Annotated in this window: 17 protein-coding genes; 9 read left to right on the forward strand and 8 right to left on the reverse strand. The window is 66.6% G+C overall.

Annotated elements, in window-relative coordinates; genetic code table 11:
- The first annotated feature begins 35 nt into the window (after positions 1–35).
- The 6 genes from ACWEWT_RS08480 (at position 36) to ACWEWT_RS08505 (ending at position 6038) form a co-directional block, all read left to right on the forward strand.
- Entirely contained in the window at positions 36–428 is a 393-nt protein-coding gene (locus ACWEWT_RS08480) for a pyridoxamine 5'-phosphate oxidase family protein (RefSeq protein WP_452557546.1), read from the forward strand.
- A gap of 20 nt (positions 429–448) precedes the next feature.
- Entirely contained in the window at positions 449–1687 is a 1239-nt protein-coding gene (locus ACWEWT_RS08485; protein ID WP_452557548.1) for an amidohydrolase family protein, read from the forward strand.
- A gap of 37 nt (positions 1688–1724) precedes the next feature.
- Positions 1725–3026, forward strand: coding sequence for an amidohydrolase family protein (locus ACWEWT_RS08490; protein ID WP_452557550.1), 1302 nt, complete (start codon positions 1725–1727; stop codon positions 3024–3026).
- Positions 3027–3077: 51 nt separating this feature from the next.
- A complete protein-coding gene (locus tag ACWEWT_RS08495; RefSeq protein ID WP_452557552.1) occupies positions 3078–4295 on the forward strand; it encodes an amidohydrolase family protein in 1218 nt (405 codons plus the stop codon).
- A 258-nt stretch (positions 4296–4553) separates the two neighbouring features.
- Positions 4554–5567, forward strand: coding sequence for a hypothetical protein (locus ACWEWT_RS08500; RefSeq protein WP_452557554.1), 1014 nt, complete (start codon positions 4554–4556; stop codon positions 5565–5567).
- 9 nt (positions 5568–5576) lie between these two features.
- Positions 5577–6038, forward strand: coding sequence for an SRPBCC domain-containing protein (locus ACWEWT_RS08505; protein WP_452557556.1), 462 nt, complete (start codon positions 5577–5579; stop codon positions 6036–6038).
- A gap of 77 nt (positions 6039–6115) precedes the next feature.
- Here ACWEWT_RS08505 and ACWEWT_RS08510 read toward each other — a convergent pair whose 3' ends face one another.
- The 6 genes from ACWEWT_RS08510 to ACWEWT_RS08535 form a co-directional block, all read right to left on the reverse strand.
- On the reverse strand, positions 6116–7822 hold the full coding sequence (locus ACWEWT_RS08510) for a hypothetical protein (RefSeq protein WP_452557558.1): 1707 nt from the start codon (positions 7820–7822) through the stop codon (positions 6116–6118).
- A gap of 298 nt (positions 7823–8120) precedes the next feature.
- Complete coding sequence (locus ACWEWT_RS08515) at positions 8121–9008, reverse strand: shikimate dehydrogenase (protein WP_452557710.1); 888 nt, start codon at positions 9006–9008, stop codon at positions 8121–8123.
- 174 nt (positions 9009–9182) lie between these two features.
- A complete protein-coding gene (locus ACWEWT_RS08520; RefSeq protein WP_452557560.1) occupies positions 9183–11033 on the reverse strand; it encodes a TIM barrel protein in 1851 nt (616 codons plus the stop codon).
- Positions 11030–11488 carry a type II 3-dehydroquinate dehydratase gene (gene aroQ / locus ACWEWT_RS08525; RefSeq protein WP_452557562.1) on the reverse strand — a complete coding sequence of 153 codons (459 nt, stop codon included), beginning with the start codon at positions 11486–11488 and terminating at the stop codon, positions 11030–11032. The genes ACWEWT_RS08520 and aroQ overlap by 4 nt, the downstream gene beginning before the upstream one ends.
- A gap of 119 nt (positions 11489–11607) precedes the next feature.
- Positions 11608–12075 (reverse strand): nucleoside deaminase, encoded by a 468-nt coding sequence (locus ACWEWT_RS08530; protein WP_452557564.1) that lies wholly within the window; start codon positions 12073–12075, stop codon positions 11608–11610.
- Positions 12076–12191: 116 nt separating this feature from the next.
- A complete protein-coding gene (locus tag ACWEWT_RS08535; RefSeq protein WP_452557566.1) occupies positions 12192–13451 on the reverse strand; it encodes an MFS transporter in 1260 nt (419 codons plus the stop codon).
- 446 nt (positions 13452–13897) lie between these two features.
- Here ACWEWT_RS08535 and ACWEWT_RS08540 point away from each other — a divergent pair, with 446 nt between their 5' ends.
- Together ACWEWT_RS08540 and ACWEWT_RS08545 are read left to right on the forward strand one after the other, a co-directional pair.
- Entirely contained in the window at positions 13898–14554 is a 657-nt protein-coding gene (locus ACWEWT_RS08540; RefSeq protein ID WP_452557569.1) for a TetR family transcriptional regulator, read from the forward strand.
- Between the two features lie 227 nt (positions 14555–14781).
- Positions 14782–15975, forward strand: coding sequence for an amidohydrolase (locus ACWEWT_RS08545; RefSeq protein WP_452557571.1), 1194 nt, complete (start codon positions 14782–14784; stop codon positions 15973–15975).
- A 59-nt stretch (positions 15976–16034) separates the two neighbouring features.
- On the opposite strand, the gene ACWEWT_RS08550 is transcribed toward ACWEWT_RS08545, so the two are convergent.
- Positions 16035–17159 (reverse strand): Rieske 2Fe-2S domain-containing protein, encoded by a 1125-nt coding sequence (locus ACWEWT_RS08550; RefSeq protein ID WP_452557573.1) that lies wholly within the window; start codon positions 17157–17159, stop codon positions 16035–16037.
- Positions 17160–17427: 268 nt separating this feature from the next.
- Between ACWEWT_RS08550 and ACWEWT_RS08555 the strand changes: the two genes are divergently transcribed.
- On the forward strand, positions 17428–18168 hold the full coding sequence (locus ACWEWT_RS08555; RefSeq protein ID WP_452557575.1) for an SDR family NAD(P)-dependent oxidoreductase: 741 nt from the start codon (positions 17428–17430) through the stop codon (positions 18166–18168).
- A 60-nt stretch (positions 18169–18228) separates the two neighbouring features.
- Here the strand turns inward: ACWEWT_RS08555 and ACWEWT_RS08560 are convergent, their stop codons facing one another.
- Entirely contained in the window at positions 18229–18810 is a 582-nt protein-coding gene (locus ACWEWT_RS08560; protein ID WP_452557577.1) for a TetR family transcriptional regulator, read from the reverse strand.
- Between the last annotated feature and the right edge of the window lie 326 nt (positions 18811–19136).

Below are 19136 nucleotides of genomic sequence, written 5' to 3' on the forward strand. Positions count from 1 at the left end.
TAACTGTTTCGACCCGCTAGTCGCGAGGTGGAGTCATGAGCTCGAAAATTCCCGGCGGCCTCGAGGACCTACTGCACCGGCCCCTCGTGGGCATCCTCGCGACCGTGACCCCCGACGGATCACCGGATCAATCCCCCATGCGCTTCACCTGGGACGGCGCGCACCTGCGCATGAGCCATACGATCCCGCGGCGGAAGTTCACCAGCCTGCAGGCCAATCCGAACTACTCGTTCCTCCTCACCGATCCGGACGCGCCGTCGCGCTGCCTGGAGACCCGCGGCTGGCTGGTGACCGTCCAGGGCGACGCGGACGGAAAGTTCTACGCGGAACTCGGCGAGCGCTACGGGGGCGCCGGTGGCGAGCCCCCCGCGGATGTGGACGACCGAGTGGTCCTGATTCTCGACGCGACCAGGTTCGTCGCCAAATAGCCGTTCAGGAGAACATCGATATGACCCGAGCACCGGATATCCCGCTCTTCGACGCCGACTCGCATATGTACGAGACGGCCGACGCGCTGACCAGGTACCTGCCCGACAGATATCGGCACGCGGTGCAGTACGTACGGATCGGACGGCATACCCGGCTCGCCGTCAACGGCCGGATCACCGATTTCATCCCGAACCCGACCTTCGAGCGGGTCGCCGCACCGGGTGCCCACGAGAAGTTCTTCGCCGGCGAGAACACCGAGGGCCGCACCCTTCGGGAGATGCAGGGCGATGCCATCGAGGCACCGGCCGCCACCCGGAACCCGGCGGACCGGATCGCCGAACTCGATCACCAGGGCGTCCGCGAAACACTCAACTACCCCACACTGGCCAGTCTGGTCGAACACTCCGCGGCCGACGACCCCGAGCTGACCATGGCCGTCATCCACGCGCTGAACCGGTGGATGCTGGAGCACTGGAGCTACGCCTACGAGGACCGGATCTTCAGCACTCCGATCATCAACTGCGCCGAGGTCGACGGCGCCCGGCGCGAGCTCCGGTACATCCTGGACAACGGCGCGAAGGTGGCACTGATCAAACCGGCGCCGGTGAAGGGCGTGCACGGCTGGCGCTCACCCGCCCTACCCGAGTTCGATCCGTTCTGGCGCGATGTCGAGGACGCGGGCCTGCCTATCGTGCTGCACGCCAGCCAGCCCCCACTGGACGAGTACGTGAACAAATGGGAACCGCCCGCCACGAAGAACTTCATGGCGATGAGTTCGTTCCGCTGGCTGGCGCTCGGGCACCGCGAGATCTCGGACATGATCGGCAGCCTCATCTGCCACGGCACGCTGACCCGGTTCCCCCGACTGCGTATCGCCAGCGTGGAGAACGGCAGCTCGTGGATCCACCCGCTGTTCCACGATCTGGCCGATCTGACCAAGAAGATGCCGCAGAACTTCCCGGAAGACCCCCTGGACGTTTTCCGCCGCAATATCTGGGTCAGCCCGTTCTGGGAGGGTTCGGTGGCCGACGTGGTCGACACCGTCGGCTGGGATCGGGTGATGTTCGGCTCGGATTACCCGCATCCGGAGGGGCTGCCCGAGCCGAACGCGTACTGGAGGTACGCCGAGGGTATGGACAACCGGCGGACCTGGGATTTCCTGGGCGACAACGCTCGCCGGTTCATGGGTCTGCCGATCCGGAATCCGGATCCGGCCGCCACCGACCCACCGGTCACCGCGGCGTCGGCCACGTCGTAGTTCTACTTACAGTAAAGGGCTCGAAGGGAGTACCTCCGTGGACAAGAACGAGATGATCCTCATCAGCGTCGACGACCACATCATCGAACCACCCGATATGTTCACCGGCCACCTGCCCGCCAAGTACGCCGCCGACGCACCGCGCCTGGTCCGGATGGAGAACGGCGCGGATATGTGGAAATTCCGGGACCGGGTGATCCCGAACGTGGCGCTCAACGCCGTCGCGGGCCGCCCGAAAGAGGAATACGGCCTGGAACCGGAGGGCCTCGACGAGATCCGCCCCGGCTGCTACAACGTCGACGAACGGGTCCAGGATATGAACGCCGGCGGTGTGCTGGCGCAGATGAACTTCCCGTCCTTCCCCGGTTTCGCCGCCCGCCTGTTCGCCACCGAGGATTCGGATTTCTCGCTGGCCCTGGTGCGGGCGTACAACGACTGGCATATCGACGAATGGTGCGGCGCCTACCCCGGCCGTTTCATTCCCATGGCGCTGCCCGTGATCTGGGACGCCGAACTGTGCGCCGAGGAAGTCCGCCGCGTGTCGAAGAAGGGCGTGCATTCGCTCACCTTCACCGAGAATCCGGCGGCGCTGGGCTACCCGAGCTTCCACGACGGCTACTGGAACCCGCTGTGGAAAGCCCTGGTGGACACCGACACCGTACTCAACGTGCATATCGGCTCGTCCGGCAAACTCTCCATCCCCGCCACGGATTCGCCACCGGATGTGATGATCACGCTGCAGCCGATGAATATCGTCTCCGCGGCCGCCGACCTGCTCTGGTCGCGCCCGGTCAAGGAGTACTCCGATCTCAAGATCGGGCTGTCCGAGGGTGGCACGGGCTGGATTCCCTATTTCCTGGAACGCGTCGACCGGACCTTCGAGATGCACTCCACCTGGACGATGCAGGACTTCGGCGGCAAACTGCCCAGCGAGGTCTTCCGTGAGCACTTCCTGACCTGCTTCATCAGCGACCCGATCGGCGTCCGGCTGCGCCGGGAGATCGGCATCGACAATATCGCCTGGGAAATGGACTATCCCCACAGCGATTCGATGTGGCCGGGAGCACCGGAGCAATTGAACTCGGTATTCGGCGCGGAGAACGTCACCGACGACGAGATCCAGAAGATGACCCACCTCAATGCCATGAAGTGGTACTCGTTCGACCCCTTCACGCACGTACCGCGAGAGAAGGCGACCGTCGGCGCGCTGCGCGCGGCCTCGGCGGATCACGATGTGAGCATCAGGGCGCGCAGCCGGCACCAGAGCAGTGCCACAGAGAAACTGGCGGCCTTCCGCAGCCAGATCGAGGCAGCCACCGCACACACCGCCGCCGAATAGCGGTCCCCCGACGATCGGGAACTCGGCCGACCGGACCGAAAGGATACGAATATGACGACACTGGACTATCTGGCCGTAGACGTCGACAACCACTACTACGAACCGCTGGACGCGTTCACCCGCCATCTGCCCAAGGAGTTCCGGACGCGCGGGGTGCAGATGGTCACCAGCGGCAGGCGCACGCTGGCGGTGATGGGCGAGAAGGTCAACCATTTCGTCCCCAATCCGACCTTCGATCCGATCGTCGAACCGGGCTGCCTCGATCTGCTGTTCCGCGGTGAGATTCCCGACGGGGTGGATCCGGGATCGCTGATGAAACTCGACCGGCTACCGGACCACCCGGAGTACCAGAACCGCGACGCGCGGGTTCAGGTCCTGGACCGGCAGAAGCTGGAAACGGTCTTCATGCTGCCCACCTTCGCCTGCGGCGTCGAGGAGGCGCTCAAGCACGATATCCCCGCCACCATGGCGTCACTGCACGCGTTCAATCTGTGGCTGGACGAGGATTGGGGGTTCGATCGACCGGACGGGCGGTTCATCTCGGCACCGATCATCTCCCTCGCCGACCCGGAAGCCGCTGTCGCCGAAGTCGATTTCGTCCTGGAGCGCGGCGCGAAACTGGTGCTGGTGCGCCCCGCACCCGTGCCGGGAGTGACCGGCCCCCGTTCCCTGGGCGATCCGCGGCACGATCCGGTGTGGGCCCGCCTGGCCGAAGCCGGTGTGCCGGTGGGATTCCACCTGTCCGACAGCGGCTACCTCGCCATCGCCGCGCTGTGGGGTGGTAAGGCGACCTTCGAGGGGTTCGGTAAGAAGGACCCGCTCGATCAGATCCTGCTCGACGACCGCGCGATCCACGACACGATGGCCTCGATGATCGTGCACCAGGTGTTCACCCGCCACCCGGCGCTGAAGGTGGTCAGCATCGAGAACGGCTCGTACTTCGTGCACCGGTTGATCAAACGACTGAAGAAGGCGGCGAATACGGCGCCCTACCACTTCACCGAGGATCCGGTGGCGCAGCTGCGGAACAACGTGTGGATCGCGCCGTACTACGAGGACGATGTGGAACTGCTCGCCGAGACCATCGGCGTGGACAAGATCCTGTTCGGATCGGACTGGCCCCACGGCGAGGGGCTCGCCGATCCCACCACCTTCACCGCGGATATCCCGCAGTTCCCGAAGTTCTCCTACGAGGACACCCGGAAGGTGATGCGCGACAACGCACTCGAGCTGCTCGGCACGAAGGTCCCACTCGGTACGCGCGGCTGAGCACCGGCCGAGCCGAGCCGGTACCCGGCCCACGAGCGGCCCACCATTCCGGCGCCGGCCCGCACCATCGGCATCATCCGATCTGCCGGAGATGGGGAAGGAGCACGGTCCTGGATATCGAAATCGTCGAGGAGTGGGTCGACCGGCTTCACCGAGATCAGCCACACGCTGGAGCTGCGCGGTCGGTGCGCTCATTGCTCGCCGGCGCGGGATCGGGCCTCAGAGAATCCACAATGACGAACACTACTGTCGGCGATCGTGCGTTCACGTGTTGTCACCCTCTCCGTCGCGGTAGCCGGTCTCGCCTTCCTCGCGACCGGTTCGATATTCGCCTACCTCGACGTCCCGGAAACAACCGTGACCGTGGACCGGCCCGCGGAGCAGTCCGGCGGATCCGACGACGGCCTCGGCGCGGCCCGGAGCAACCTGCAGCGGGCCGGACTACCGCTGGCAATGCTGGACGGCGGCGTCGGGCAACTGACCGACGGCAGCCACCAGCTCGACGACGGTGCCCATCTGCTCGCCGACGGTCTCCGGCAAGCACGGGACGGCGGGGAACAACTCACGACCGGACTCGACCAGCTCAACGGTGGTGTACACCTGCTCGGCGACGGCGCGTCCCAGATCAGCGCCGGAGTGGACGAGGTCGTCGGCCGGCTCCTCGGATTCGGCGATATCCAGAATGGAGTGATCGCGCAACTCACGTCCGTCGCCGACACGCTCGGGGTATCACCGGACCCGGCGGCCCGCGGCACCGCGGCACAACTGCGCACTCTCGTGGACACGCTGAACACCCAGGGGCTCGGTCCGGACACTCTCGAACAGCTCACCCTGCTACGCGACGGCGCCCGCCGGCTCACCTACGAACTCACCGACCCGGATGCCGAGTTCGTGGCAGGTATGACCGCGGCAGCCGACGGATCCCGCCGGCTCCGCGACGGTCTCGTGCTGCTCGACGACGGCGGGCGCGCGTTGACCGACGGTACGGGACAGCTCGTCGAGGGTGTCGGGCCCGTCGGCGGGGTCGTCGCGGGGATCACCGACAATGTGCGATCGGCGACCGACGCGCTGCCCCGCACAACCACCGCGGCGGCGGAACCGACTGTCACGACGGCCGATCGCCGATGGTGGCCGTACGCGACGATCGCCCTGGGCGCGGTCGCACTCCTCGCGGCCACCGTGCGCACAGACCGGCTCCGGCCCGGCCGAGTGGCGGAACACGTGACGAACGTGCGCCGGATCCGGGACACCGGCGACGAGCGGAACGCCTAGGGTCGAGGGATGAGCAGAACGGATCGTGCGAGCCTCCTGATCCATCTCGGCCCGGCCGCGGTATTCCAGGCCCTGGTGAGCCCCGACGCACTGCTCACCTGGCTACCGCCCGAGGGGATGCACGGCCGGTTCGAACGTTTCGATATGCGTCCCGGAGGTTCGTACCGCCTCGTGTTGACCTACGACGACGCTTCCCTCTCCCCCGGCAAGACATCGGCCGATTCGGATATCGCCGAAGTCCGCATCGCGCAGCTCGTTCCGGGCGAGCGCGTCGTGCAGGAGGTCGACTTCGAATCCGACGATCCGGCATTGCAGGCGACGATGCAGATGGAGTGGCGGATCCACGGTGCCGAGGAAGGCACCGTGGTCGAGATCGAGGCGCGCAACGTCCCGGACGGGATTCGCGCCCGGGACCACGCGGCCGGGATCATGTCGTCGCTGACGAACCTCGCCGCGTATCTCGAGCCGTGACGATGCGGCGTGGTCGGCGCGAAGTGCGACCCCGGACCGACCGACTCCCGCACTCCTCCCGCGCGCCGCGGAACCGGTCAGTCCCGGAGGGTCTGGCCCGGACGCAGCGTCGGTCCGCAACCGACCGTCATCTGTCTCTCGACGAGGGGCGGGATGGCCGCGCCCGCGTAGTCGCGGAGTTGCCGGAGCTGTCCTTCGTCGCGCACAACGTCTTTGCGGACCCAGTCCTCGTCCGGCACGGCGGGATCCTGGGATCGTTGCAGGACGTAGTAGTCGCGGGTGATGCGCGGGTCGGTGGTGATGTTGTTCTCCAGCCAGGGCCCGTGCGAATGCACGAAGGTGGGCCGGAGCTCCTCGAACACATAGTCTCCGAAGGTGGTGCGATCCGCGCCGGAGATGATGTCCGCCATCCGGGTATGGGTGAGCCCGGCCATATCGATCACCTGCAGCCGCGAGGTCAGCGAACTTCCACCCATATCGGGGGTGAGCAGGGTGCCGTTCCGGATACCGAGGATATCCGCGTAACCGTTGAACAGGCGCCCGAATCGAAGGGCGATCCAGCACACGGGTACATCCTCGTCGGCACTATAGGACTCGGATGCCGCGGCGAACGCACAGCCGGAGGGGATCAGGGCACCGATCAGTACCAGCACGACCAGCGCTCGGCCCTGGCTGCGCAGCCTCGACAGCACCTGCCCGGCGGAGAGCACGAGAACGACCGCGCCCAGCGTCCATGCCGGGGTGGCGAACCGGAACTGCGCCATCCAGTCCTGCTCCAGGACACAGTAGGCGATCACCGCCAACGCCAGTGGCACCAGCAGTGCGACGGCACCGTCACGCCACCTGCTCGGCGGCCACAGCGAGAACGCGATCATCGCCGCGGCCGCGCCCACCGCGAGTACCCCCGCGTACTGCACCAGTTCGCCGGCCCTGATGAGGTCGTAGGGGGACGGCGGCGACTGATGTTTGGCGACCGCGGTATTCGGCACGACCCTGCCGAACTCGATGATCCGCCACACCAGATAGGTCCCGAAGGGAATCGCGAACGCGAGTCCCGAATACAGTCCGCATCGAAGCGCCACGGGTAGCGTCGTGCGCCGCATCAGAATCGCCGCGACCACGGGGTACGCGGCCAGGTAGATCAGGCCGTCGGGACGTGTCAACGCGGCGAACGCCGCCAGCGCGCCGGCGATCACCGCCACCACCGGCGTCCACAACCGATCGTCCAGCACCGCCAGGAACAAGTGGACGGCCAGCACACATACCGCCGCGGCGAACAACGCGTTCTCCAGGCCGGAGAAGCACCAGATCACGAAGGAGGGGATCGCTGCCAGGGTCGCGCCCGTCGCGAACGTCGTCAGCGCGGGCCACCGCGATACCCGTCGCGCGGCGGCGTAGCACGCGGTGAGGATCACCGCACAGCAGATCAGCGCGACCGCCTTCGGATAGAGGGCATAGTCGGGAATACCGAAAACGGCACCTCGATCGAAGAGACCGAACCATTTGCCCACCATCAGCACCAGCAGCCAGGTCGGGTTCGAGAACCCTTCGACCGGCGCCGCACCGGGCTGCAGCACCGGGCCCAGGCCCGCGGCGGCACTGCGCGCGTACGCGAAGGTGATACCCGCGTCGTCGACGATCCAGTTGCCGTATTCGGTCGCGCGCCACCCCAGCAACACCGCACCGCCGACCACCGCTGCCACCGGCGCCGGCCACGACCGGCCGCTACGCTGCGGAACCCCCTCCGAGACCTCGATCGAATCCGGCAGCTTCGCCGTCAACACCTCAATACCCTCCACCCGATCGTGCTCGCCCGGCCATCGGAAAACCGGCGCACCGCACGATCGGCCAGCCTGCCTACTGCGGCGGCAGAACACAAGTGCGCAAGGAACTGCGCTGTTCGCGGGTACCGGAACCGAAACCCCCGCAGTACATCCTTTCCGAGGCACAGGTGTAGTGCGGGAGATCGCCGGATCGCCACGGCGGGAACCACTTTCACGACGAACGGCAGGCGGGGTACCGGCTGTCGAACTCGCCGGATCCGCCCTCCCGGAGCAGCTGGAACAGCGGTCGCGCACGCTCCTATTCAGCGGACAGCACTCGGCGCATATGTTCGGTCATCCGCGCCGTATCGGGTTCGAGACCGGTGAAGATCCGGAACGAGTCGACCGCCTGGCCGACAGCCATTCCGATCCCGCTGATCGTGCGTGCCCCGACCGCCCGCGCCCGGCGGAGCAGTTCGGTCTCGGTGGGTCTGTAGACGACCTCCGCGACCCAGAGGTCCGGTCGCAGCAGTGCGGCGTCCAGGGCCGTCCCGGGGTGCGCGGCCATGCCGATCGGCGTCGCGTGGACGAGCCCGTCGGCCGCGCGCACTGCCGCGGGCAGGTCGGCCACGCCACCGGAGACGATGACACGCTGCGGGAACTGTTCGGACAGCAGCTCCGCGAGTGCGCGCGATCTGTCCCGATCGATATCGATGATCGTGAAAACCGCCGGCTCCCGCACGAGAGTCGCATAGGCGACCGCGGCGCCCGCGCCACCGGCCCCGAGTTGGACGACTCGGCCGATCGGGGTGTCACCGAGGCCCGCGTCGAGACTGCGTCCGAAACCCGTCCAATCGGTATTCGCCCCCAGCAGTCGGCCACCCTGGATCTTGATGGTGTTGACGGCACCGAGGAAACGCGCGTCCGGGGTCAGATCATCGACCAGCGGTACCACCGCCTGTTTGCAGGGATGCGTGACGTTGAGCCCATCGAATCCGAAACCGACTGCGCCGCCGATTATCTCGGGAAGCGCTTCGATGCCGCCGAGTTCCCGGATATCGAGCAGCCGGTACACGTACCCGACGCCGTGCGCGCGCCCTTCTGCCTCGTGCAGGGTCGGTGTCAGCGATCGCGATATCCCCGATCCGACGAGACCGCACAGGAAGGCCGGGGCGGACGGCGCCTCGATACGGGCCGGGGCATCGATATCGGTACGGGCAGTTTCGGTTACGGCCAAGGTGCGCTCACTTCCGGGCGATGCGATATCTACTGTCCAAGGGGGCCGCTGCTCGTCCGGTACCGGACGAGCGTGCGTGACCGGGCTCCGGCGTTGTGCCGGACACCGCGTACCGCCGAGGCTTCGGCGGATCGGGGGATACGTTCAGACCGTCTCCCGGGCCGCGGCCGGCCGGCCGCGGCGGGCGTTCACGTGTGCGGCCATCCGAATCGGCGCGTTCGCCGCGGGGCGACCCGGGTAGTTGCCACGTCTGTCCACCAGCTCGAAGTACAGCTGCCCGCCGAACACCGTGGTGTAGGCGTGCAGATATTCGCCGGTACCGGTGCGGTCGTAGAGAATGCCGTACCGGCGCAGCTCCCGCAGTAACCGCGGCTCGAGCTGGAAGCGCGCGGCGAGATCCGCGTAGTAGTTGTCGGGAATCGGCAGCATCGGCGCCTCGTCCCCGAGCGCGGACAAGGTGGCGAAGATATCGGTCGTGGTGAACGCGATGTGCTGTGGCGTCCGCACTCCGGGACTCCACTTTCCCCGCCGCAGCAGCGGTCCGTCGAGCGCGACGCCCGGCCCGGTTCCCGCGGCACCGCGGAGCAGCGTACTGCGCACCAGACCGTACGGACCCGGGTACTCGGAGACGTCCGCCGTGGTCAACGCGGCGACGGAGCGGTAGAACAGCAGCGATTCGGCGTACCTGTCGAACGGCGGGGTGGTCGAGATGTGATCGATTCCGGTGATACCGCGACTGCCCCCGGTCACGCCGGTCGCGACGAAATCCCGGCGCCAGTCGAATTCGCCCCCCGCGCCGGAGACGTAGAACACGGCGGTGCCGTCCGGTGCCGAAACGGCGGGCAGGGGCGATTCCCCGGGACCGACGACACGAGGGAGCGGGTCGGCGAGTACGGCCCGCGCGTGCGCGGCAGCTTCCCCGGGCGCCTCGATCTCGAAGGCGATCGCCGCCAGCGATGCCGTGCTGTCGGAACTCGAATCGGCGGAAACGGTCAGCAGGACCGCCGCATCGGCTTGGGTCCACGCAGTGACGTCCTTGGACCGGTGCGTGGCAGCTCGGGCGAATCCCAATCCCGACAGCGCGTTCCGGACCGGCCCGGCAACGTCCGGGGTGACGGAAACCTCGACGAATGCCGCCCGCACGGCCGCGGGCGCGGCATCTGTGCCCGCCACCGCCATATCGAGCACGCGCAGGGACCGCATCGCGTCGACGGCGGTGCGCACCGGGGCGGCCTGCCGGAAGACGTCGTTGAAGACCTCCAGCGACAGCGGACCGGTGTATCCGGTCGCGAGGACCGCACGGACGAAGGAGGGTAGGTCGAACGACCCTTCCCCGGGGAAGAGCCGGTGGTGTCTGCTCCACTGCAGGACGTCCCCCTCCTTCGCGGAGGCGTCGGCGAGCTGCAGGAAGAAGATCTTCTCACCGGGCACGCCGGCGATACCGTCGATGGAGGGCTCCCGCGACAGAATGTGGAAACTGTCGAGACACAGGCCGACCGCGGGATGCGCGGCGCGCCGGACCACGTCCCAGGACCGGCTCCACGTATTGACTTCACGTCCCCAGGCCAGTGCTTCGTAGGCGATACGGATACCGCGCCGCCCGGCGATATCGCCCGCCGCGGCGAGCTGGCGAGCGAGCTCGCCGGGGTCGGCCACGGCATCTGCACCGACGCTGGAACAGACGAGAACGGTGTCCGTCCCCAGCGTCGCCATGATCTCGAGTTTGTGTTCGAATCGGCGGAGGTTGGCCGCGAAGCGATCGGGATCGGTGCTGTCCAGGTCCCGGAAGGGCTGATAGAGGACGATATCGAGCCCGAGCTCCGCGCATCTCGCCCGGATCTGTGCGGGTGCGAGCTCCGATCCGAGCAGATCCGGCTCGAACAGTTCGATTCCGTCGAAACCGGCATGCGCTGCCGCGACGAGCTTGTCCTCGAGTGTGCCCGAGAGGCATACCGTCGCGATCGCCTTTGCTCGCGGGGCGGTCGAGGCGCTCATCCGAGGCGCGCCGTTGCGCGTACGAGCGCGCGCAGCGCCCATTCGTAGCCATCGATGCCCAGGCCGGCGACGATACCGGCCGCTACCGGTGCGATGAACGATCGGTGCCGGAAGGTTTCCCGGGCATACACATTCGAGATGTGCAGCTCGATCACCGGCAGCTGTACGCCCACGATCGCGTCGCGAAGCGCGATGGAAGTATGGGCGAGGGCACCCGGATTGACCACAGCGCCGAGGGTCGTACCGGCACGCAGCCCCTCGGCCGTCTCGTGTACCCAGTCGATCAGCTCGCCCTCGTGATTCGACTGCCGGCAGTCGACGTCGACCTGCAGATCCGCCCCGGCGCCGCGACACAGTCGTTCGACGTCCTGAAGTGTCTGTGAGCCGTAGTGACCCGGCTCGCGGCTACCGAGGAGATCGAGATTGGGACCGTTGAGAACGAGAACCGAGGGCATGGCACTCACCTTCCTTTCCGTTTGTTCGTGGATATCGACAGGTGTTTCCGCACAGTGGTTTCCGGAGGTACGCGGGCGTGCCCGGCGCGCTCGATATCGGCCGCATCGGTGCGCGGGTCTCAGCGCGTCTCCGCCCACGACCTGAGTACCGTCGAGGCTTCCGCTTCCAGGTGCTGGGACGCCGATGCGCTGCGCGCGGAAATCGGTGACGCGATATCGGCCAGAACCCGGTCGATCCGCATCAAGGGCGGGCGGCCCGAACGGGGTGATCCGATCAGGGCCCGTGCCCCGGTCCGGCCGACGGCGTAGTACACATGAGAAATGCCTGTCATCGAGATCGCCGCGGTACAGAGCGGACACGGTTCGCACGAGGTGTAGAGTTCGCAGCCCACCAGTTCGGTACGCCGGAGTGTGCGACAGGCCGCTCTGATCGCCGAGATCTCGCCGTGTGCTGTGGGATCGGCCGATTCTCCGACGTCGTTGTATCCAATCCCGACGGGGGACCCGCCGAGGGTGACCATCGCGGCGAACGGAGCGCGGCCCGGCCGGCCGATCGCGTTCGCCGACAGGTCGACGACTTCCCGCATGCGGTCTTCTCTGTACACGGCGACAACCTCGGCCATCTCGTACGGGTCTGGTGGAATCGATCGAGGGATGGCGGGGCCGGCTCGCGGTATCGCATCACCGGCAGCCCGCCCGTGCCCTATTTCGCGGCGACGATGTTCATCTCGTCCGCGTAGAAATCGACATCCCGGGTCTCGGGAGTCCGGAAGATCATGGTCAGGCTCACGGTGTAGCCGACGATCAAGATGGACACGATGCTCCATGTCGTACCGGATACATCGATCAGCCAGGCCGCGATGAACGGTGTCGCCGCACCGCCGACCAGGTTGGTGAGGGTGTACGTGGCGGCGTGTCCCGAGTACCGGACGGGAGTGGGGAAATGTTCCGCGAGTACCGCGCCCAGGGCACCGAATGCCAATCCCTGCCCGTTCAGCGCGAGAATCATGCCGAGCTCCATCAGCAGCCAGACCTCGGTATCGAGCAACGGGAAGTAGGCGACGACACCGATGAGGCTGATGATCGTACCGGCGTAGAGGACCTTCTTCCGGCCGAACCGATCGGCGAGGTATCCACCGGTGGGCGTCGCGATCGCGCCGAGCAGTGTCGCCGTCAGGACGAGGGTGAACACGGTCTGGGACGACATCCCCAGGTTCTTGGTGATGTAGGCGGCCGAATAGGTGTTGACGATATAGGCGGTCGCCACATTGGCGGCCCACAGCAGGGTCAGCCGGGTGACGGTCCGGGGGTAGCTCGTGAACATCGTGATGATCGGCCGGCGCATGGGCGCCTGCTTCTTCCTGGACTCCTCGAACACCGGCGTCTCGTTGACATAGCGGCGGATGACGAAGCCGGTGATCGCCATGACGAAACCGATGAGGAACGGGATGCGCCACGCCCAGTCGATGAACGCTTCCTCACCGACCGCGCCGCGGATGGCGACCAGGGTCAGCGAGACGAGGCCGAGGCCGAGCGGAGCGCCGACATTGACCAGCGAGCCGTAGAAGGCCCGGCGCCCCGGTGGGGCGTATTCCATGGCCATCAGTTGGGCGGCGGTGGATTCCCCGCCCAGGCTGAGGCCCTGCAGACATCGCAGGACGACGAGCACCAGCGGCGCCCAGAGCCCCCAGGAGTCGTAGCCGGGTAGAACAGCCATACCCAGAGAGGCAGTGGCCATCAGGATGATCGCGATAACCATGGCCTGTTTCCGGCCGGCGCGGTCGCCGATATGGCTGAACACCACGGCGCCGAGCGGCCGGGCTGCCAATCCGACACCGAAGGAGGCCAGCGATGCGAGAGTGCCGGCCACGGGGTCGAGCCCAGGGAAGAACACCTGCGGCAGGACGATGGCAGACACTGCCCCGTAGAGCCCGAAGTCGAACCATTCGAGCATGGTTCCCATCGGAGCTCCGATGAGGACTCGCCGGATATCTCTCCGACGTTCCTTCTCCGATTGGAGCGAGGGGGGTGTGAGCGCGCTGGCCGACTGTGTCGACGCGGGATTATCGTTCATATGCGATGAGCCTTGTGCGTTCGATGCTGAAGCGCCCGGCGGCTGGGCGACGTTGTCCCAGATCGTTGGCGCGCGAAGAGTAGAGTGACAACTGATCGGTTATGTATGGATCAGTTAGTCCATTATGGGGTCCTCCGTCACCTACCGCTAGTCCCTTTCCGGAAGTTTTTTCCGGCGGGCGGATCGGCGACCCCGCCGGCGAAGGAGGCGCCGGGCACGAGGGCGAGCGAAGGCCACCCGGCCGCACGACGGCCGCGAAGCCGGCCCTGCCGCCACTCACCGGACCCCCGCCCGCAGCACCTACCATTGCCCGGATACGTCGAGAAGGAGATGTGGTGTCATCAGGGGTGACGCGCAAGCGTGACAAGGAAAGAACGCGCGAAGAGATCTTGGACGCGGCAACCGAGGTATTCGCGCAGATGGGTTACACCGGCGCCACCCTCGACCGGATCGCCGACCAGGTCGGCACCGCGAAACGCATGGTCTACTACTATTTCGGCGGCAAGGAACAGCTGTTCATCGCCGTCCTGGAACGTGCCTACCTCGCCCTTCAGGCGGCCGAGGACGGGCTCGATGTCGACCGGCTCGACCCCGTGACGGCCATCCGCAGTATCACCGCGTTGCTCTACGACCACCACGACGCCAACCCGAACCTCCTCAAGCTGGTGGGGATCGAAAACGTCCATCAAGCCCAGCATCTGGAGAAGTCGGAGATGCTGGGCAACCTGCGCACGCCGGCGCTCGGGGTGATCGAAGGAGTCCTGGAACGGGGCCGGGCACAGGGCGTTTTCGTCCGCCGGGCCGACCCCCTGGACGTCCACATGATGATCAGCGCTTATTGCGTGTTCCATGTGGCGAACCGGTACACCTTCCGGACCCTGTTCGGGCGCGACCTGCGCGATCCCGACTACCGGAATCATTACCGCGCCATGATCGGCGATCTCGTCGTCAGCTATCTCACGACCGACCCGCGGCAGCCCCGCCAGGAGTGAATACCGGCCGGGCCACAAGCCCGCAGGCCGACAGAGGCGGTCCGGCACCAGCGGTGCCGGACCGCCTCTGTCGTTCCGTCCCCCCGCGACATTCACGCCTCCGTAACGGGCGCGTGGGCACTCTTGCATGCGAGTAACGGGCGAGTTAATGTATGGACTGGTTAGTCCATAGACTGCCTCTGCGCCCGGCCGGCGCGAATATCCATCCCCTATCGGAGGGAAGACCCGTGCAGGAAATCTTGATCCAGAACGTCCGTCCACTCGCCAGCGAACCCGTCGACATCCTCGTCCAGGACGAACGGATCGCCGCGATCGGTACGGCCTTGGCAGCGAAAACTCCGGACGCCGAGGTGATCGACGGAAACGGGCTCCTGGTCCTGCCCGGACTGGCCGACGCGCACACCCATATCGACAAATGCACCCTCGGAATGGGTTGGTACAGCCGGCGATCGGGACGATCGTGGGCCGAGATGATCCAGGACGGCCAGGACTACCGCGAGCGGCCGGACTTCGACCATCATGTGCAGTCCGCCCGGCAGGCGCGCGCGTCGATCGCGGCCGGGACCACCCACCTACGCACCTTCGTCGATATCGACCCGAGTGCGCAGTTGAAGGGCCTCGACGGTGTCCTCGAGACCCGGGCGGAACTCGACGGCGCGCTCACGATCAATATCGTCGCGTTCGCGCAGAGCGGCCTGCTCGTCACCCCGGGCGTCGAGAAACTGCTCGAGGAAGCGCTGCGCAACGGAGCGGATTCGGTCGGCGGAATGGACCCGGCCTACTACGATCGCGACCCGGTCAAGCACCTCGATGTCATCTTCGGTCTCGCGGAGAAGTACGACAAGGACGTCGATATCCACTTCCACGAGGTCGGCACACTCGGCGCGTTCACGTGCGAGCTGATCATCGAGCGCGTCAAGGCACTGGGCTGGCACGATCGCACGGTGATCAGCCATCCGAACTTCCTCGGTGATATCGAGGCCGCGTACGCGGACCGGCTGATCGAAGAGCTCGCCGAGAACCGCATCTCGATCACCAGCAACGGCCCGGGTGGCGCGCATCCCAACCCGCCCGTGAAGCGCCTGCATCAAGCCGGCGTCACCTGCGGTATGGGCAACGACGGCATCGGCGACACCTGGAATCCCTTCAACCGTCCCGACGTGCTGAACCGCGCGTATCTCGTGGCGTTCCGGAGCCGTCTCAGTGGCGACGACGAACTCGAGATCGCGCTCGACCTGGCCACCTACGGCGGAGCCGGGGTGATGCGCGCCGAATCGTACGGCCTCGCAGTCGGCTGCTACGCCGACCTCGTGCTGCTACCCGGCGAAACGCATGTCCAGACCATCATCGAGCGGCCGGTGGACCGTCTCGTGCTCAAGCGCGGCCGGGTCGTGGCGCGCAACGGTGAATGCCTGGTCTGATCACCGCGATTCGCCCGCGGTGCGGTTGTCCGTGCCGGCATCTTCCTCCGGCAGCGAGGTCAGCGGCCGGTACGGGCTTCCGCTCGGCGGAGACCGGCGGCGACCTCCTTCTTCCATTCCTCGTGCGCGTGGCGGGTATCGACTTCACATTCGAATCGGGCGGTCATATCCGGGGTGATATCGGCGACGTCCACATAGAACTGTTCGTACCAGCGGCGTTGCTGATACACCGGGCCGTCTTCGGCGGTGAGCAGCGGGTTGTCGATCCGGGTCTTGTTGCGCCAGATCTCGACGTCCTCGAGGAAGCCGGTGGAGAAGACGCCGGAGAACGCGGCGGCGAGCTTACCGGCCGCGTCCGCGGACATACCCGGGATCCGCTGGACACTGACCGACCATTGCAGGACGAACGAGTCCTGGGTCACCGGGTAGTGACTGTTGGTCAGGACGACTTCGACGGTGTTGCCACCGAAATCGTTGTGCAGGTAGTTGATCATGTAGGCGGGCCCGTAATACGAGGCTTCGGAACGCAGGAGCGCGTCCTCGACCTTCTGGATATCGGGGCGCGGCCGGGAATGCATGAGCTGGGTGGCCACATGGCCGTCGAACACGTTCTTGAAATAGACGGGGTAGGCGCCGTGGATATAGAAGAAATGGGCCATATCGACGTTGTTGTCGATGATCTCGCGGCAGTTGGAGCCTTCGATGAGGACGGAGTCCCAGGTCCACGGACTCCACCGGTCGGTACCGATCCCGTCGATGGCCGGGATGACCGCTTCCGCCGACGGCGGGTTGCCTTCCGGATCGTTCCACACGAACAGCTGAAGATTCTGTTCGGCGGTGATCCAGGTGCGGGTGCGCGCTAGCTTCGGGATCCGCTTCGCGTAGGGCACCATTGTGCAACGCCCGTCGGCACCCCACCGCCAGTCGTGGAACGGGCAGGCGAGGGAGTTGTCCTTGATCGTCCCCCGGGACAGGTCCGCGCCCATATGCCGGCAGTAGGCGTCGAGCACCCGCAGTGCGCCGGTGCTGTCCTCCCAGATCACCAGTTTCGTACCGAAAGCCTGTACGGAGTGGGGTCTGCCGTCGCGGAAGCCGGCGGCCGGGCCGAGGCAGTGCCAGCCCCGGGCGTACCGCGTCCGGCGCGCTCCGATATCGATCGAACGGACGTCCGCATCAGTGGTCATGATCGTTCCTGTTCCACCCGGTTACCGATGGTCGCGCCCGGTCGGCGCCGGCGGTGTGGACGCTCGCGCGACCACACACCGGACGCCCGGTCACCGAGTTTCGGCAACTCCCGACCGCTCGCCCAGAGATTAAGCATTTCTGCTTAAATTGTCCAGAGTTCTGGAACGCACCGGCATCCGGCGAGGCCGCGCACCGGCGCGAACCGAAGCGATACGAGTGCCGTATACGAAACGGCGCCCGGTGAGCACAGCTGAACAGGAGCGGAAATTGAGCGATATGTCGGACAAAGTGGTGCTGGTGACCGGAGCGTCGTCCGGTCTCGGAGCGGCGGTAGCGCAACTGCTGGCGAGCCGGGGCGCGTCGGTATTCGGGGTCGCGCGCGACGAGCAGCGATTGTCGGACACCTTCGCCGCCGCGGCCGGCGGGCGGTTCACGGTGGCGGATATATCGACCCCGCAGGCCTGCCGTTCGGTGGTGGAGCAATGCGTCGAACACTTCGGGCGTCTCGACGCGCTGATCAACGTCGCGGGCTTCCACCGCATGCGCCACACCACCGAGGTCACCGATGAACAGTGGCGCCACGACCTCGCGGTCAATCTCGACGGCCCGTTCCACCTGTGCCGCGCCGCCCTCACTCATCTACTGGACGCCGGCGGCAACATCGTCAATGTGGCATCCATCGCCGGGGTCGAAGGGCAGGCCTATTCGGCGGGATACTGCGCGGCCAAGCACGGCCTCATCGGGCTGACGCGGGCGCTGGCGGTGGAGTTCAGCGCCGACCGGCTACGCGTCAACGCGGTATGCCCCGGTGGTATGCCGACACCGCAGGTCACCGGATTCACGCTGCCCGAGGATGCCGACCTCGGCCTGGTGATGCGTGCTGCCGCACCACGCGGGATGAGCGATCCCGCCGATGTCGCGAAGGTGATCGCCTTCCTGGCGAGCGACGACGCCGCCGCCGTCCACGGTGCGGTCCACCTCGTCGACAACGGCAAAACCGCGGGCTGACCACAGCGGCCCAGCGATTCCACCGCGACGACACTCCGCGCCGCTCGGGCCGGCCGAAACCTACGGAACCGGCGCCGACAGCATCGCGGCGAGCAGGACGACGACCTCCGCCGCCGCGGTCGGCGGCGGTGGCGCGGCGGCCGCCCTACGTTCCCATTCGGCCAGTAGCGCGAACATGGCCGTCCCGACCCCGTCGATCCGGCGCCGCTTCGCCGCCGGATCCGCCGTCGGGATCGCCCGGGCGAGCTCGTACAGGACCTCGGGCCACACCGAACCCTGGGTCCCGTCCAGATCGGTGGGCAGATACAGTGCCGCCGCCTGGAGAAACCGCGCGTAATACCGACTCCGGACCGACATCAGCGGAACGACGAGAATCCGCAGCAGTGCCTCGACATCACCGCGCCCGTCATCGCCGAGCGCTTTCAGCATGACCGCGCGGTCGCGCTCCATCGGCTCCAGTCGCCGCTCGACCACCGCGTGGATGAGTTCCTGCCGGTTCCGGAAATGGTAATTCACCGCGGAATTGTTGCGATGGCCCGCGGCGACAGCGATTTCGCGGAGCGGGACCTGCGCGCCCCGCTCCGCGATCAAACGCTCCGCGGCATCCAGAATCTCCGCTCTTGCCTGCTCACCACGGCTCACCGCCCCAGCATAGAAGAGCGCGCAGGCACTCCGCCTCGCCCGGCGAGCACCGACGGACACCGTATCCGATCCGCCGAATTCCCTCAGCGGATGAGCTTCTCCCGGTCCTCCCTGCCGCAACTTCCGTCGGTAGAGCATGCCGCCCGGATCACGCGGTGGTGCCGCGATGACATCGATCGAACGCGGGCATTTTGCGGCCGACCGGTTCCGAACGACAGAAGGCGATGAGTTCGGCAGCCTTTAACACCGGAAACGCCTTGCCGTCAAGAGTACGGATCAGGTGACCCCCAACCGTTGCTGGGATACCGCCGAACCACCAACCTTCG

The sequence above is a fragment of the Nocardia sp. NPDC003963 genome, from assembly GCF_053605105.1.

Coding starts and splice junctions, on each gene's coding strand:
- ACWEWT_RS08505 (WP_452557556.1), top strand. CDS start 5,577: ATGAGCAGAACGGATCGTGCGAGCCTCCTGATCCATCTCGGCCCGGCC.
- aroQ (WP_452557562.1), bottom strand. CDS start 11,488: ATGCCCTCGGTTCTCGTTCTCAACGGTCCCAATCTCGATCTCCTCGGT.
- ACWEWT_RS08485 (WP_452557548.1), top strand. CDS start 449: ATGACCCGAGCACCGGATATCCCGCTCTTCGACGCCGACTCGCATATG.
- ACWEWT_RS08495 (WP_452557552.1), top strand. CDS start 3,078: ATGACGACACTGGACTATCTGGCCGTAGACGTCGACAACCACTACTAC.
- ACWEWT_RS08530 (WP_452557564.1), bottom strand. CDS start 12,075: ATGCGGGAAGTCGTCGACCTGTCGGCGAACGCGATCGGCCGGCCGGGC.
- ACWEWT_RS08520 (WP_452557560.1), bottom strand. CDS start 11,033: ATGAGCGCCTCGACCGCCCCGCGAGCAAAGGCGATCGCGACGGTATGC.
- ACWEWT_RS08535 (WP_452557566.1), bottom strand. CDS start 13,451: ATGGGAACCATGCTCGAATGGTTCGACTTCGGGCTCTACGGGGCAGTG.
- ACWEWT_RS08550 (WP_452557573.1), bottom strand. CDS start 17,159: ATGACCACTGATGCGGACGTCCGTTCGATCGATATCGGAGCGCGCCGG.
- ACWEWT_RS08480 (WP_452557546.1), top strand. CDS start 36: ATGAGCTCGAAAATTCCCGGCGGCCTCGAGGACCTACTGCACCGGCCC.